This is a genomic window from Nitrospirota bacterium (genome assembly GCA_016235245.1).
Taxonomy (GTDB): Bacteria; Nitrospirota; Thermodesulfovibrionia; order Thermodesulfovibrionales; family UBA6898; genus UBA6898.
In genome coordinates, this window is record JACRLO010000018.1 from 16801 (window position 1) to 31214 (window position 14414).

Annotated in this window: 13 protein-coding genes, 1 pseudogene and 1 riboswitch; of the genes and pseudogenes, 1 reads left to right on the forward strand and 13 read right to left on the reverse strand. The window is 51.1% G+C overall.

From position 1 onward, the window contains the following. The 3 genes from HZB31_08535 to HZB31_08545 all read right to left on the reverse strand — a co-directional run bounded on the left by HZB31_08535 (nt 1) and on the right by HZB31_08545 (nt 1848). On the reverse strand, nt 1-396 hold the full coding sequence (locus HZB31_08535; GenBank protein MBI5847980.1) for a cytochrome c3 family protein: 396 nt from the start codon (nt 394-396) through the stop codon (nt 1-3). A 319-nt stretch (nt 397-715) separates the two neighbouring features. After that, nucleotides 716-907, reverse strand: a complete 192-nt coding sequence (locus HZB31_08540) for a ferredoxin (protein ID MBI5847981.1) — start codon at nt 905-907, stop codon at nt 716-718. Next, nucleotides 904-1848, reverse strand: a complete 945-nt coding sequence (locus HZB31_08545) for a hypothetical protein (GenBank protein ID MBI5847982.1) — start codon at nt 1846-1848, stop codon at nt 904-906. The genes HZB31_08540 and HZB31_08545 overlap by 4 nt, the downstream gene beginning before the upstream one ends. Before the next feature lie 121 nt (nt 1849-1969). On the opposite strand from HZB31_08545, the gene rpsT reads away from it, so the two are divergent. Next, on the forward strand, nt 1970-2257 hold the full coding sequence (rpsT, locus tag HZB31_08550) for a 30S ribosomal protein S20 (GenBank protein MBI5847983.1): 288 nt from the start codon (nt 1970-1972) through the stop codon (nt 2255-2257). On the opposite strand, the gene holA is transcribed toward rpsT, so the two are convergent. The 10 genes and pseudogenes from holA to HZB31_08600 all read right to left on the reverse strand — a co-directional run bounded on the left by holA (nt 2235) and on the right by HZB31_08600 (nt 14361). Further along, nucleotides 2235-3137: a DNA polymerase III subunit delta gene (holA, locus tag HZB31_08555; protein MBI5847984.1), complete on the reverse strand. Its 903-nt coding sequence runs from the start codon at nt 3135-3137 to the stop codon at nt 2235-2237. The genes rpsT and holA overlap by 23 nt on opposite strands. Next, a complete protein-coding gene (locus HZB31_08560) occupies nt 3134-3628 on the reverse strand; it encodes a hypothetical protein (protein MBI5847985.1) in 495 nt (164 codons plus the stop codon). The genes holA and HZB31_08560 overlap by 4 nt, the downstream gene beginning before the upstream one ends. 20 nt (nt 3629-3648) lie before the next feature. Next, entirely contained in the window at nt 3649-6132 is a 2484-nt protein-coding gene (locus tag HZB31_08565; protein ID MBI5847986.1) for a leucine--tRNA ligase, read from the reverse strand. A 115-nt stretch (nt 6133-6247) separates the two neighbouring features. Then, nucleotides 6248-6976 (reverse strand): cytochrome c biogenesis protein CcdA, encoded by a 729-nt coding sequence (locus HZB31_08570; protein MBI5847987.1) that lies wholly within the window; start codon nt 6974-6976, stop codon nt 6248-6250. Beyond that, nucleotides 6967-7467 carry a MogA/MoaB family molybdenum cofactor biosynthesis protein gene (locus HZB31_08575; protein MBI5847988.1) on the reverse strand — a complete coding sequence of 167 codons (501 nt, stop codon included), beginning with the start codon at nt 7465-7467 and terminating at the stop codon, nt 6967-6969. The genes HZB31_08570 and HZB31_08575 overlap by 10 nt, the downstream gene beginning before the upstream one ends. Next, on the reverse strand, nt 7464-7919 hold the full coding sequence (locus HZB31_08580) for an MOSC domain-containing protein (protein MBI5847989.1): 456 nt from the start codon (nt 7917-7919) through the stop codon (nt 7464-7466). The genes HZB31_08575 and HZB31_08580 overlap by 4 nt, the downstream gene beginning before the upstream one ends. Before the next feature lie 229 nt (nt 7920-8148). Further along, a pseudogene (locus HZB31_08585) lies at nt 8149-9520 on the reverse strand (adenosylhomocysteinase). Between the two features lie 21 nt (nt 9521-9541). Next, nucleotides 9542-9627, reverse strand: a riboswitch (S-adenosyl-L-homocysteine riboswitch). A 109-nt stretch (nt 9628-9736) separates the two neighbouring features. Continuing rightward, complete coding sequence (locus HZB31_08590) at nt 9737-10888, reverse strand: methionine adenosyltransferase (protein MBI5847990.1); 1152 nt, start codon at nt 10886-10888, stop codon at nt 9737-9739. Between the two features lie 189 nt (nt 10889-11077). Beyond that, nucleotides 11078-12760 (reverse strand): response regulator, encoded by a 1683-nt coding sequence (locus tag HZB31_08595; GenBank protein MBI5847991.1) that lies wholly within the window; start codon nt 12758-12760, stop codon nt 11078-11080. Nucleotides 12761-12795: 35 nt separating this feature from the next. Continuing rightward, nucleotides 12796-14361: a HAMP domain-containing protein gene (locus HZB31_08600; GenBank protein ID MBI5847992.1), complete on the reverse strand. Its 1566-nt coding sequence runs from the start codon at nt 14359-14361 to the stop codon at nt 12796-12798. Nucleotides 14362-14414 lie beyond the last annotated feature (53 nt).

Sequence of the window (14414 nt, forward strand, 5' to 3'; positions counted from 1 at the left end):
TTATTGGTTATGACAGGAAAGACAGAGTTTTTCTCGGCCCATGCGGAGCATTGCTCCGTTGGCGTTGGAATGTGGATCATGGCAGGTCACACAGGTCATCTTCCCTTCGGTCAGGGGCAGACCCGGAACCGGCGAGGAGATGATAACATCGACCTTATGTTCAGCAGGACCTTTCCTGTCTGGATGGCATTCCAGGCAGAGCTTTGTTATCGGCTCTTTCAGCACCAGTTCACCGTCTGCGCCATGTGACGTATGACAGGTCAAGCAATCCTTCTTGATCTCCGGCATATTCCCCTTTATAGCCGTGTCTGTTGACGATAAGATTGCCGAACAGCCAGGCAGAAGCATGATAAGAACCAGTATTTGAAGCCGGGAAAATGTTGCGGAGCATTTCATGAACGTATTGTATCACAGGGGCTCGATTTCAGGCCGATGTCAGCCAAATCCGGAGACATCGGTTCATAGATAGCCTGGCAGAGAAAAAAAGATATAGTCAATTAGTTAAGCAATCTATTGACAATGCGACAAATAACAGATAAAATAATCTAACTAAAGCGGATTCTGTATATTTGCTGCAGCAAACGCAGAAACAGGTTGTTAAGTCAGGTTAAGTCTGTGCGGGTGATATACCCTCCATCCCGCGCGGAATACAGCCTGGGGGCACTCCCCGATACCAGCCCTCAGGTTATAGATGGCCCTCGCAAGAGGGCCTTTTTTATTCCTCCAGCGTTATCGCCTCTACAGGGCAGTTCTCTTCAGCAGCTTCGCAGCAGCCGGTATAATCGCAGGCTTCTTCATCGATCACCCTTGACTTGCCGATCTCAGGGTCAACATGAAACACTGCGGGACAGATCTCTTCACACCTGCCGCAACCGATGCAGGCGTCTTCATCAACAATAACTCTCATCGCATCTCCTCAATCACCGCAGCAGATAGCAGCGGGAACATGATCTCATGATGACCGGTGAGGGCAAAGTTTTGACCGCAGCTCATGGTCGGCCTTTTCAGCACGTTCTCTTTCGGCCGGTAATGCTGGATAAAATCCATATTCACGGTCGTTATCTTCTCGACCTTGTTGCCGAGGTTCCGTGCAACATTGAGTGCCTTCAGAAAGACCTCAGGCAGTATGACCGCAGAGCCGAGGTTGATATAGACGCCACCTTCAAGATCGGCAATAACAGAGGCAAGAAGCCTGAAATCGTCCATGCTTCCCTTGCCGATAGCCGCACCATCTGCCTCAGGATGCATATGGATGATGTCCGTCCCCATGGCAACGTGAACCGTTGCCGGAATGCCAAGCTCATGCGCCTGACAAAATATGCTCTTCTCCCAGAACCTGAATTTTGCGCTGCGGATATATTCGCCCACTGACTTGCCGATGCCGTATCCTTTTTTAACGCCTTTATTGATCGCAAGGTTCAGCCCCCTGCCCGTCTCCTTTGACATGCCGAACGTTCCGCTGCAGAGTTCGCGCGCAACGTCTTCTGAGGTATGACCTGCCATGGCTATCTCAAAATCATGAATGGTGCAGGCCCCGTTGGCAGCAATTGCGGTGATAATCCCTTTTTTCATAAGGTCGATAATAATCGGCGAAAGGCCAAGCTTTATCGGATGGGCGCCCATGCCGAGGATAACCGGCCTTCGGTCTTTTCTCGCCTGCACAATGGCAGAGACAACAGATTTGAAGTCACGCACTGCAGAGAAATCAGGCAGTTTGTCGAGGAAGTTCGAAAATGAGTCGCCCCGCTCCGGGACACCGGCAAAGGAGCTGACCGATACCTTGCTCTTCCTTCCGGAGAGGGAATAGGTCTTGACTGATTTCAGGGATAAGGGTTTATACTGTTTCATGGAATAAATTGTAGCACATAAGCTTCAGACCTTGCACATAGCCATTCTCCCGCTTCCGCATTGCTTTAACAGGGTCTTTTATGGTATAAAACAGGACTTTTCCATCAAGGAGGACAGCACATTGGCAGCAAAAGCACCGGTAAAAAGAAACTTATCAGCAGAGAAAAGAGCTCGGCAGGCAGAAGCAAGAAATGCCCGTAACAGAGCGGCAAAAAGCACGATCAAAGGGGCCACAAAGGCGGTCGAGGCATCGGTAAAGGCAAACGACAAAGATGCTGCAGCCAAGACTTTGAAGGCTGCCATCAAGACCATCAGCAGCGCAAAGTCAAAAGGTATACTCCACAGGAATACCGCTGCACGCAAGGTATCCAGGCTGACAAAAAAGGCTAACGCACTGGCGAAAGCTTAAGCAGTTTGACCAGAAGCAGTTCAAAGGGATAGAATCCCCCGGTCTTTATGCCCAAGTCTGCACTGTTCAGCAGGCGAAATACTTCATACAGATAGTTCCGCTCTTTGGGGGAATTTTTTCCCCCTGACATCTGTGCATACTGCCAGTTCAATGCCCCCAGCAGCGCATAGGGCTCCTCGGTCTCCCGTAAAATACTGTAGATCCTGAAAACCTTTTCCTTGTCCCGATTACGGATCGCATTGATAAGGTCAAACGCACCGAAGATCCGTTTACCTTCAATGATCTCGGCAATGTCGCCCTTTTCTATTTCAGGTTTCCCGACAAGAGTCAGTTTCTCTATCTCTGTCGAAAGCATGCCAAGGTCAGGTCCGATCACCGCAAGAAGGTATTGAGCCGCATCTCCTGAGAGCTTCAGACCCTTCAGCCTTGCCTTTTCTGCGATCCAGGCAGGCATGTCGCCTTCCCTGATATCAAGACTGATCTGTTTGACTCCCCTGAAGCTCTCTTTTGCATCCTTCTTCAGGCTCCCTTCATACAGGAGCACCAGCACAGAACTCCCGGACGGACCCTGCAGATAGGTTTCAAGCTTCTTAAGGTCCTTCTTCACAATCTTATGGGCATTTTCAATGACAACATATTTGCGGCCGCCAAAAAATGGGACCGTATTTAATACATCCAGTATCTGGTCAAAGGCCGTCTTTTCCTGCTCAGAGGAGAGCATATCAAAAGACTGAAAATTGAAGTCAAGTTCCTCATGCGGGATTAAGCCCTTGATAAGAGAAACCGCTTCTGCATGCAGAAAACGGTCGGATGCATTAAAAAGATAGCAGGGAGAGGGAAGACCTTTTTTTATTTCATCGACAAGATTTTTGTAGCTCATTGATAGATCAGTGCGCCTATGAGCCCCACGGCAATATCCGCCACTGCCTTATCTTCAGCCATGTCCCGGGAACCCAGGAGCACGGCCATATCCCCGGCCCCTGAAGACGAGACAATAAAGGGTGGCATCACCTTTTTTATCTCGCGCATCTTTCCATTGCTGTCTCTGTAGGTGAAGTCAGCATCAATGACAATCCTGTATTCAACGGTTATGTCCTTCTTTTCGGAAAGGCTGGACATTTCGAATCTGCGGACAACTCCGGACAGGACATTCCCGGCAGAAGGGTCAACCGTGATGCCATTTCTGGTGAATTCCCTTACAAGCGCCTTATGCAGTTTATCCTGCAGTTTCGGCTCTACCGAGTAGTTCTCGATCTTGCCTATCCTGATCTCGGTAAACGGCAGATCTGCCTTGCGATGAAGAGAATATCCGCAGCCTGAGGTCATGCAAACAGCAAGATAGGCCAACAACCCCAAAACGACAGATACCATTATCCGTCTGCTGCGCGCCATCATCCCCCCACAACGATATTTACAAGACGGCCCTTAATCACAATAACCTTTTTAATGGCCTGTCCGCCGATAAACTCGCCAACCTTACTGTCCTTGAGCGCTCGCTCTTTTACATCATCGTCCGGCAGTCCGGCAGGAATCATAAGCTTGCCCCTCAGCTTGCCATTGATCTGGATCACAAGCTCGATCTCCTCATCTTTTGCGATCTCCTCATCCCAGACCGGCCAGGGCATTTCCGAGGCGTTTTTCTTATGGTCCATCTGGGCCCAGAGCTCCTCAACAATATGCGGGGTAAAGGGAGACAGAAGCAGGAGAAGATTTTCGACCGCAAACGTGTATGCCTGCAGCTCCTTTTCATTGCCGGGCTCGAAGCCTACCAGTTCGTTCACCAGTTCCATCATCGCAGCAATTGCGGTATTAAAATGATAATCTTTTTCAATATCTGCGGTAACTTTCCTGATCGTCTGGTGCGTCTTTCTAAGAACTGCTCTTGCGGTCTCCGAGAGTTCGGCTGAACCGGCAGCAGCCTTCTTCAATGCATCGGCATGCTTCCGGGCAACTGACCAGACCCTGTTCAGAAAACGATAGGCTCCATCAACGCCCTTGTCAGACCAGTCAAGGTCTTTTTCGGGCGGAGCGGCAAAAAGGGAGAAGAGCCTCGACGTATCAGAGCCGTATCGGTTTATGAGATAGTCAGGATCAATTACATTGCCCTTTGATTTGGACATCTTTGCGCCGTCCTTGATGACCATGCCCTGTGTCAGCAGGTTTACGAAGGGCTCGCTAACATCAATAATGCCGAGATCGCGGATCACACGGGTAAAGAACCGCGAATAGAGAAGATGAAGAACGGCATGCTCAACGCCGCCGACATACTGGTCCACAGGCATCCAGTATTGCAGGGGGTTGGAGTTTGAGAGTTGGGGGTCAGTCAGTGCACTGTTTTTTTCGCCAATCCCAAATCCCAAATTCCCATTCCCTTCCTTTAAACAATAGGCGACAAAATACCAGGAAGAGTCCACAAAGGTGTCCATGGTATCTGTCTCGCGCCGTGCTTTTCCACCGCACTTCGGACAGGCAGTCTGAAGAAACGCGTCCGATTCCTGAAGCGGAGAACCGCCGGTGCCGGTAAATTTCACATCTTCGGGCAGTATCACCGGCAGGTCCTTCTCGGGTACAGGCACAATCCCGCAGTTGTCGCAGTAGATCACCGGAATAGGTGTTCCCCAGTACCGCTGCCGCGATATACCCCAGTCACGCAGTTTGTAGTTAATAACCTTCTTGCCAAGGCCCTTTTCTTCGAGATAACCGGCGATCTTCTGTTTTGCATCAGCGCTATGGAGGCCGCTGAACTGCCCTGAATCAAGAAGAATTCCCTCGTCTTCATAAGCTTCTTTTAATCCCTGGCTCCCGACTTCCTGCGGCCTTCCTATGACCTGTCTCACCGGGAGTCCGTATTTTTCTGCGAATTCAAAATCGCGCTGATCATGGGCAGGAACCGACATGATCGCGCCGGTGCCGTATTCCATCAAAACAAAATTCGCAATATAGACAGGGATCTTTTCATTATTCATCGGATTGATACAGTATGCCCCGGTGAAAAGACCAACCTTTTCGTCGACCTTGCCGTATTGAGATCTCACCTGCTCAAGCGCGTCTTTATCGGCAACAAGCTTCTCAGCAAGCGGATGCCCGGGAGAAAGGCAGAGAAAGGTCGCGCCAAAAAGCGTATCTGGTCTCGTGGTGAATATTCTTATATTCTGGTCGATCCCCTCAACACTGAAATCTACCTCAGCGCCATGGCTCTTGCCGATCCAGTTCTTCTGCATAAGCACGACCTTCTCAGGCCAGCCAGACAGGGAATCACAGCCGCTCAGAAGTTCTTCCGCATAGTTGGTTATCCGCAGAAACCACTGTTCAAGCTTCTTCTGCACCACAACGCTGTCGCAGCGCCAGCATTTCGTATCAATCACCTGCTCGTTGGCAAGAACGGTTGCACAGGAATGGCACCAGTTCACGTATGAGGACTTTCTATAGGCAAGTCCTTTTTCGAGCATTTTGATGAAAAACCACTGGTTCCACCGGTAATATTCAGGGCTGCAGGTTGCCACTTCCCTGGACCAGTCATAGCTCAGACCGAGCTTCTTGAGCTGGCCTTTCATATAACTGATGTTCTCATACGTCCACTGCGAAGGGTGGACATTATGCTTGATCGCAGCATTCTCAGCCGGCATGCCAAAGGAGTCCCATCCCATGGGATGAAGGACATTATACCCCTGCATCCTTTTATATCGGGCAATCACATCGCCGATGGCGTAGTTGCGCACATGGCCCATATGGATCTTTCCGGAGGGATAAGGGAACATTTCCAGACAGTAGAATTTTTTGCGCGAGTCATCCTGGTCAGTTCTGAAAAGATTTCTCTCTTCCCAGTACTGCTGCCATTTTGGTTCGATAGTTAATGGATCGTATCTCTCTTCCACAGACCGTTGCCTCCGGAAATATTCAGGGATTAATAATGATTTTTCAGGAATTACGACAGCTATTATAGCATAGCGCTTATACTGAAAAGGTTCGACGGGATTAGATAAGCAATTCCTAGAAGTTTATGCCGAGGTCCGGGAAAAACGTTGTGAGCTGACGGACGTTATTGGTTAGGAGCAAAACGCCAAAGGCAATAAGTACAATGCCGCTGATCAGCATAATGACCCTCATATATTTTCGGATCCTGGCAGAATAGCTCAGGAACGAGTTAAACATAAGAGAAGAGACGAAAAATGGCAGGGCAAGGCCAAGAGAATAAACCGAAAGCAGTTTGAAGCCATATGCAGCAGACCCCTTTGAACCGGCATAAAGCAGGATCGTACCAAGGATCGGGCCTATGCAGGGGGTCCAGGCAGCGGCAAAGGTCATGCCGACCAGAAAAGTTCCCACGTACCCGGCAGGTTTTCCGGACAGATGAAATTTCCGTTCCCGGGTCAGGAAATCCAGTCTGATAATGCCTGAGACAAAAAAACCAAAAAAGATGACCACCACCCCGCCGATAATCCTTATCCAGTCCTGGTAATGTAAGAGGAACCCGCCGATCATCGAAGACGATGCCCCAAGTGCTATAAAAATCAGGGAAAAACCTGCGATAAAGGCAAGCGAATTCGTTATCGTCAGAAACCGGATGCGCTTGCGGTCAGTTCCCTCTTTCAGGTCTTCGAATGAGACACCGGTGATGAAGGTGATATAAGACGGAACAAGGGGAAGCACGCAGGGAGAGAGAAAAGATAGGACACCCGCAGCAAATGCAAGGGAAAAAGAGACATCCTTCATCTGCACATTCCTTCGGTCAGCGCGCAGTCCTCGGTGCTGCCCTTGATCTTCTCTATTGCATGCGGTATCACATCCATAATCGCGTCTAATCCTTCTTTCACTGCCTTTGGACTTCCAGGCAGGTTGATGATTAATGTCTTGCCCTTACTACCTGCCACGGCGCGGGAAAGCATAGCCCTGTTCGTCTTCTTAAGCCCTGCCATCCGCATTGCCTCGGCAATGCCCGGAATCTCCCTGTCGATCACCTCAAGCGTTGCATCCGGCGCCACATCCCTTGGTGAGAGTCCGGTGCCGCCGGTAGTGATAACAAGATCAACGTTGTTACTGTGCTCGATCAGTTTTTCTTTAATCAATTCTTTTTCGTCGGGGATTATCACGTAGTGAAGCACTTCTGCACTGATCGTCCTGAGCATATCCCTGATCAGGGGGCCGCCCAGGTCCTCGCGTTCGCCGCGGGAGCCTTTGTCACTGAGAGTGAGTATGGCTGCTGTTATCATGATCCGGAAGGCTTTGCTATGATAGTGACATTGTCACCATTTCTGACTGTACCGCCTTTGATGACCTTGATAAAAATGCCCTCTTTCGGCATGACACAGTCTCCTGCCTGATAGTAGATTGCACAGCGGGTATGACATTCCTTACCGATCTGGCTCACCTCGGCGATAATATCCTGCCCAATCTGCAGGCGTGTTCCTATAGGCAGGGAAACAAGGTCAATGCCTTCGGTGGTGATATTCTCCGCAAAGTCTCCAGCCTTCACATCCAGGCCCTTGTCCTGCATCTTCTTTATGCTTTCGCGTGCGAGGAGACTGACCTGCCGGTGCCATTGCGAGGAGGCGTGGGCATCTCCCTCAATACCGAAATCCGTGCGGAGCACCGCCGCTTCAACAGGCTTCTTCCGCATCCCTTTCTTCTCGCTGATATTAATAGATACTACTTTGGCTTGCATGCCATTAGACTACCACAGAGGTTCTCAAGGGGACAAGATACGAAGGGCCAAACGTGTCTACTCTTCGACATAAAAAAGGCCATATCCCTTATTCTTCCGGGATACGGCCTTTTAATGATTATTCGATGAAAACTGTTACGTGCCTTCCTGCCAGCTTGCGAGGTAATTCTTCTGTGCAGTGGGATGGATATATTCATCCCCGCCGCAAGGTTATGCTGATAACTACCGGCTAATAGCGGTAGTGCTCGGTCTTGTACGGTACGTTCAGCGGCACGCCGATATAGGCGGCCTGCGCATCGGTGAGCGTCGTCAGCTGCGCGTTGAGCTTCCTCAGCTGCAGGCGCCGGATACTTTTTGGAGCCCTTCTGCGCTTCAGTCCACAACTCGATCTGCGCGATGGTCTGGTTGGCGAAGGAGGACGACATCACGTAGGATGGATGACCCGTGGCGCAGCCGAGGTTCACCAGGCGGCCTTTGGCCAGCAGAATGATGCGGTGCCCATCGGGGAAGATTACGTGGTCGACCTGCGGCTTGATCTCCTCCCACTGGTATTTCTCGATCGAGGCGACGTTGATCTCGGAATCGAAGTGGCCGATGTTGCAGACAATGGCCTGATCCTTCATCTTCACCAGGTGCTGGTGGTCGATGACGTGGTAGTTGCCGGTGGCGGTGACGAAGATGTCAGCCTTGTCGCACGCGTAGTCCATGGTGACGACGCGATAGCCTTCCATCGCCGCCTGGAGCGCGCAGATCGGATCGATCTCGGTGATCCAGACCTGGGCCGAGAGCGCCCGCAGCGCCTGGGCCGAACCCTTGCCCACGTCGCCGTACCCGCAGACCACGGCGATCTTGCCAGCGATCATGACGTCGGTGGCGCGCTTGATGCCATCCACGAGCGATTCGCGGCAGCCGTAGAGGTTGTCGAACTTGGACTTGGTGACCGAGTCGTTGACGTTGATCGCGGGGATCCTGAGTTCGCCCTTCTCGTGCATCTGGTAGAGGCGATGCACGCCCGTGGTGGTCTCTTCCGTGACACCCTTGATCTGCGCCAGACGTGTCGAGTACCACTTCGGGTCCTGCTTGAGCTTCTCCCTGATGCTGGCGAACAGCACTGTGGCTTCCTCGCTGTCCGGCTTGTCGAGCACCGTGATGTCCTTCTCAGCCTTCGATCCCAGGTGCAGGAGCAGCGTGGCGTCGCCGCCGTCGTCGAGGATCATGTTGGAATAGCCGCCGTCCGGCCATTCGAAGATGCGGTGCGTGTAATCCCAGTATTCGGGCAGGGTTTCACCCTTGACCGCAAACACCGGCGTGCCGCCCGCTGCAATGGCCGCGGCCGCGTGGTCCTGCGTCGAAAAAATGTTGCATGAGGCCCAGCGCACCTGCGCGCCGAGCGCGGTCAGCGTCTCGATCAGCACAGCGGTCTGGATCGTCATGTGCAGGCTGCCGGTGATGCGCGCGCCTTTCAGGGGCTGGCTCCTGGCGTATTCCTCGCGGATGGCCATGAGACCTGGCATCTCGGTTTCGGCGATCTTGATCTCTTTGCGGCCCCAATCAGCCAGTTTGATGTCTGTGATAACGTAGTCTTTTGCTGCAGTAGTCATGGTATTCCTCCCATTCGGTTTTTTGAATGGGCGCCGTTTCTGTTGAACCACTCCATCGAGCCTGACAGACGCACCTTCCGGTGACTGCTGCAGCGCCCCTCGACGCAGTCACGCAATATTGAGGGCAACCCCGCAGGGCTGCCCTATAATTTCACACAGCAATGCATCCCGGATTTCGGCTTTTATTCCGCGTACCGAAATCCGCATTCCGCATTACTACAGTCCTGCTTCTTTCTTCAGCTCCGCTGCCTTGTCAGTATTTTCCCAGGTGAAATCAGGATCGTTCTTGCCGAAGTGGCCGTATGCTGCGGTCTTCTTATAGATCGGCCTTCTCAACTGAAGATGATCGATGATCCCCTTAGGCGTAAGGTTGAAGTTCTTGCGGATGAGCTGCGCGATCTTCTCTTCTTCGATCTTGCCTGTCTCATGGGTATCAACAAGGATCGAGACCGGCTCAGGCACGCCGATGGCATAGGCAAGCTGCACTTCTACGCGGTCTGCAATACCGGCCGCGACAATATTCTTTGCGATGTACCGGGAGATATATGCGCCTGAACGGTCGACCTTCGTGGGATCCTTGCCGGAGAATGCCCCGCCGCCATGGCTTCCGACGCCGCCGTAGCTGTCAACAATGATCTTTCTTCCGGTCAGACCGGTGTCGCCCATCGGGCCTCCCACAACAAAACGGCCGGTCGGGTTGATATAGTATTTCACGGTCTCTTCATCAAGCAGTTCATGCGGCACAACAGGCTTGATGACCTTTTCGATGATGTCCTCACGCATCTCTTTCATATGCACATCAGGGCTGTGCTGGGAAGAAACCACAATAGTGTCAATGCGGAACGGCTTGCCGTCCTTATACTCAATGGTCACCTGTGACTTGCCGTCAGGCCTGAGATAGCCAAGGATGTCCTGCTTTCTCACTTCAGAGAGCTTCATCGCGATCTTGTGTGCAAGCATGATCGGCATCGGCATCAGCTCAGGCGTCTCGTTGCAGGCAAAGCCGAACATAAGTCCCTGGTCTCCTGCGCCGCCGGTGTCAACACCCATCGCAATGTCGCCTGACTGCTGGTCAATGGAAGTGATGACCGAACAGGTTTCGTAGTCAAAGCCGTATTTTGCGCGTGTATAACCGATATTCTTTATCGTCTCCCTGACAATGTCCGGGATATGCACATAGCAGGAGGTCGATATCTCGCCGGCAACAAAGGCAAGGCCGGTAGTTACCAGAGTCTCGCACGCAACCCTGGCTACCGGGTCCTGCGCAATGATCGCATCAAGGACAGAATCCGATATCTGGTCAGCTATCTTGTCCGGATGACCTTCAGTTACTGATTCTGATGTAAAGAAATAGTCTTTTTTGGGCATGGAAGCGCTCCTTTCTGATACAGCAATTGCATATTTTAATCTTTTTATGAGGAAAAAAAAAGACAATTACCGCCTCTGGACCAAAGCAGCCGCAACTATCTCAGTTGACGACTATCGCGTTTGCTGGCAAGATCGTTGCAAATAAGGCCAGGGGAAAGGCAGGAAGCGAACCGGGATCGCCGATAAAAATCACTCTTTCCTGTCCAGAATCTCCCGTATTGTTTTCAGAAATCTTTTCATCATAACCGGTTTCTGCATAAAATAAAGATGAGGATCTTCCGCAATCCCTTTTTTCCGGATTATATTGTCAGGGTACCCGCTCACAAACAGCACCTTAACATCAGACCGTATCTGCCTTATCTCATCCCATGCCTCCTTCCCACTCTTTTTCGGCATAATAACGTCAAAAAGCAGAAGGTCGATCCTTTCCCGGTTTGCGCTGAACTGCCTTACCGCCTCTGCCCCGTCCTGTGCTTCCAATACTGCATATCCGAAATGCTCAAGCATATCTTTCGTAAGTTTTCTTACATTCGGATCATCGTCAGCAAGCAATATGGTTTCGGTCCCGCGCGGGCTCGCCTCTGTATCAGCCTCTTTGACTTCAGACGACTCATGATGAACAAGTGGCAGATAGACCTTGAATGTCGTGCCCTTGCCCGGTTCGCTGCAGAAATTGATATATCCGTTATGTTGCTGCACAATCCCGTACACAATAGCCAGACCCAGGCCAGTGCCTTTACCCACCTCTTTCGTAGTGAAAAACGGCTCAAATATCTTCTCGCATATTTCCTGATCCATACCTTTGCCTGCATCAGAGACTGAAATGAGCGCATATCTGCCGGGCTTTCCAGATCCATGCGCATGGGGAAATTCATTGTCTGCCTCAAAAAGCGCTGTTCGTATAGCCAAGGGGCCTCCATCTGGCATGGCATCCCGCGCGTTCGTAACAAAGTTCATCAGCACCTGCTCGAGCTGTCCGTAATCTCCCATTACCATCAGTTTTTCATCAGCAAGGATAATAGTTGCCTCAATATCCGCACCGATAATCCTGAGCACCATTTTCTGCATTCCCCTGACCAGATCATTGACATCAACAGGCCTCAGTTCCCTGGCCTGTTTTCTGCTGAAAATCAGCAGCCCCTCGCTAAGGTGGGTCGCACGCTCTGCCGCGGCAAGGATCTCCTTCAGATAGGGCATCATGGAGTCGCCTTCCGGCATCTTCACCTCCATCAGGTTAGCGTATCCCACTATTACACTGAGGATATTATTGAAATCGTGCGCAATACCTCCGGCAAGGGTCCCGATTGCCTCAAGTTTCTGGGAGTGACGCAGCTGATTCTGAAGATTCCTCTGATCCTCCTCGGCCTGTTTGCGCTGGGCAAGGGCATTCTCAAGCTCCTTCACCTTTTCCTCAAGTTTGTTTGCCACGATGTTGCTGTATTTCAAAAGATAGTCGTGATCTTCTTTGATGGGTACAGCCCGCAACTCCGTCATATCTCTGAGACGGCACCCCTTTACAATATTGTTCAGCTCGTCCCAGAATTCGACAAGGTCTTTGGGCTTGATGATAAAGGCATCTGCGCCCAATGAAATCGCAAGCGCAGCTTCTTCTTCCCCCGTATAGGTGGCAGAATAAAAGACAAACGGAACGGACTGCAGCGCCTTATCAGTCCTGACAGCTCTCAAAAACTGGAAACCGTCCATCCGGGGCATGAGCGCATCCGAAATGATCAGGTCGGGCAGATGAAGGGCCACTAGCTCAAGGGCCTCCTGACCATCGGCAGCTTCTGTCACCTGACAGCCGTGGTGTTCAAGAAGGCACCGCAGGATCTTCCTGTCATCAGCATTGTCATCAGCAATCAGGGTCTTCATTCAGCCTCCTTGGAAAGTGCTTCCAGCCAGTTCATCTATTGAGACCTTTTCAGCCGATTGATCTCTTCCCGGACCGTTGCGGCACATTCAGGGCAGTACCCATGGGTAAACTCAGCGTCCGTGTGCTCAGAGACATAAGACTCGACCTGTGTCCAGTATCCTTTATCATCACGGATCTTCTTGCAGGAGGAGCATATGGGCAGAAGACCGTTCAGGGTCTTAATGTGACTCAGGGCATTCGTAAGTTCCCTGATAACATCTTCCTTCTCGGCCTCTGCACGCCTGCGGACGATAATTTCATCCTTAAGGCTGTTTACCGAGGCGTTGAGGTCCTGCCGCATGCTGTCGAACGATTTCGCAAGGTCGCCGATCTCATCACTGGCCGCCACCCTGATTTCAGAGGTAAAATCGCCTTTCCCGATCTTCAGGGCAGCATCGCGCAGCTGTATAACAGGAAAGACCATATTTCTGAAGAGAAACCATAAAGTCAGCATTCCGATAGCAGCGATCAGCACACTGATCATGAATATCGTATTTTTCCCCCTGTCGACAACCCTGACAACGGCATCAATACTCTTCCTGATCTCATGCTCTTCATTGACTACCAGCGAGTCAAACTGACCTGAAAGCAGGCGGTCTATTTCATTCAGTTCAGTGCGCAAACTGACCATATCACCGTTTCTGTTCTTAATTGCAGACCGATTCATTGCAGCCTCGCCTGTCTTTTCCATCCGGTCAAAAAGAGGTACCATACTGCGAATTGCGGCTATCTCCCGCTGGTCCTCCTTTTTCTTCTCCTCTTCCTGTCCGTCGGGTGATTCCTGCGTCCAATCGTCAAGCATCCCGCGGATTTTTTTTCTGAAATCTTCGAACTGGCTTCTATCGAACCGGTATGAGCTCCCGGCAAAGACATGAAGGATGTCCAGATACTGACTGGAGAAGAACCTCGAAATTTTCTGGATCTGGAGCGCATGCTCAAGCTCATGGGACATATCCCTGAGATGGATATCAGTCTTGAGAAGAGGAATTACCGCGGTCTGCTGAAGACTGCTGAAGAGCAGAGGAAGATCTTCTTTGACTTCTGTCTCAAGCTCCTTAATTATGGCATCTGCATGGGGCAGGAGCTCCTGTCTGATACTGCCGTCTATCATGTCCATCACCCTGACAGCTGCAGGTGCATTCCCTGTTTCGGCGAATTCCACCGCGCTTTTTGACAGGTCCTGTATCCGTCTTGAGGTCTCTGTCACCTTATTGAGACGACCGTTCAGCTGCCCTCTCTTTTCCGGGGTAAACTCTGCAGAAAGAAAGGCTGTCTGCCATCTGCCAAGGATTTCTCCTGCATGTCTGCTGAGCAGATCAAACTCCTTTCGGCCTGATCTATCCCTGCCGTTTAGAACAAGCTTTGCTACTTCATGCTGCTGCTCGTAGATGGTTCTGACAAATTTTTCCGCCTCCATTATCTGAACAATGTCGTATCTCACATCACTCATAAGGGACTTCATCTCCCGGTATGGAGCATTAAGGACATAAATCAACATTCCCACAACGATCAGGAAAAGCACAATGAAGAGGCCGAATTTTTTTCTGAGTGTGAGTTTCATCCCCGCTTAACGCCTCCTGACCAATCATATCACGAATAGGGAAAAGGGGACAG

What these genes read in the sequence shown, in the direction of transcription:
- HZB31_08600 (MBI5847992.1), bottom strand. Translation starts at nt 14,361, where the DNA reads ATGAAACTCACACTCAGAAAAAAATTCGGCCTCTTCATTGTGCTTTTC.
- holA (MBI5847984.1), bottom strand. Translation starts at nt 3,137, where the DNA reads ATGAGCTACAAAAATCTTGTCGATGAAATAAAAAAAGGTCTTCCCTCT.
- HZB31_08590 (MBI5847990.1), bottom strand. Translation starts at nt 10,888, where the DNA reads ATGCCCAAAAAAGACTATTTCTTTACATCAGAATCAGTAACTGAAGGT.
- HZB31_08560 (MBI5847985.1), bottom strand. Translation starts at nt 3,628, where the DNA reads ATGGTATCTGTCGTTTTGGGGTTGTTGGCCTATCTTGCTGTTTGCATG.
- HZB31_08545 (MBI5847982.1), bottom strand. Translation starts at nt 1,848, where the DNA reads ATGAAACAGTATAAACCCTTATCCCTGAAATCAGTCAAGACCTATTCC.
- HZB31_08575 (MBI5847988.1), bottom strand. Translation starts at nt 7,467, where the DNA reads ATGATAACAGCAGCCATACTCACTCTCAGTGACAAAGGCTCCCGCGGC.
- HZB31_08580 (MBI5847989.1), bottom strand. Translation starts at nt 7,919, where the DNA reads ATGCAAGCCAAAGTAGTATCTATTAATATCAGCGAGAAGAAAGGGATG.
- HZB31_08535 (MBI5847980.1), bottom strand. Translation starts at nt 396, where the DNA reads ATGAAATGCTCCGCAACATTTTCCCGGCTTCAAATACTGGTTCTTATC.
- HZB31_08595 (MBI5847991.1), bottom strand. Translation starts at nt 12,760, where the DNA reads ATGAAGACCCTGATTGCTGATGACAATGCTGATGACAGGAAGATCCTG.
- HZB31_08540 (MBI5847981.1), bottom strand. Translation starts at nt 907, where the DNA reads ATGAGAGTTATTGTTGATGAAGACGCCTGCATCGGTTGCGGCAGGTGT.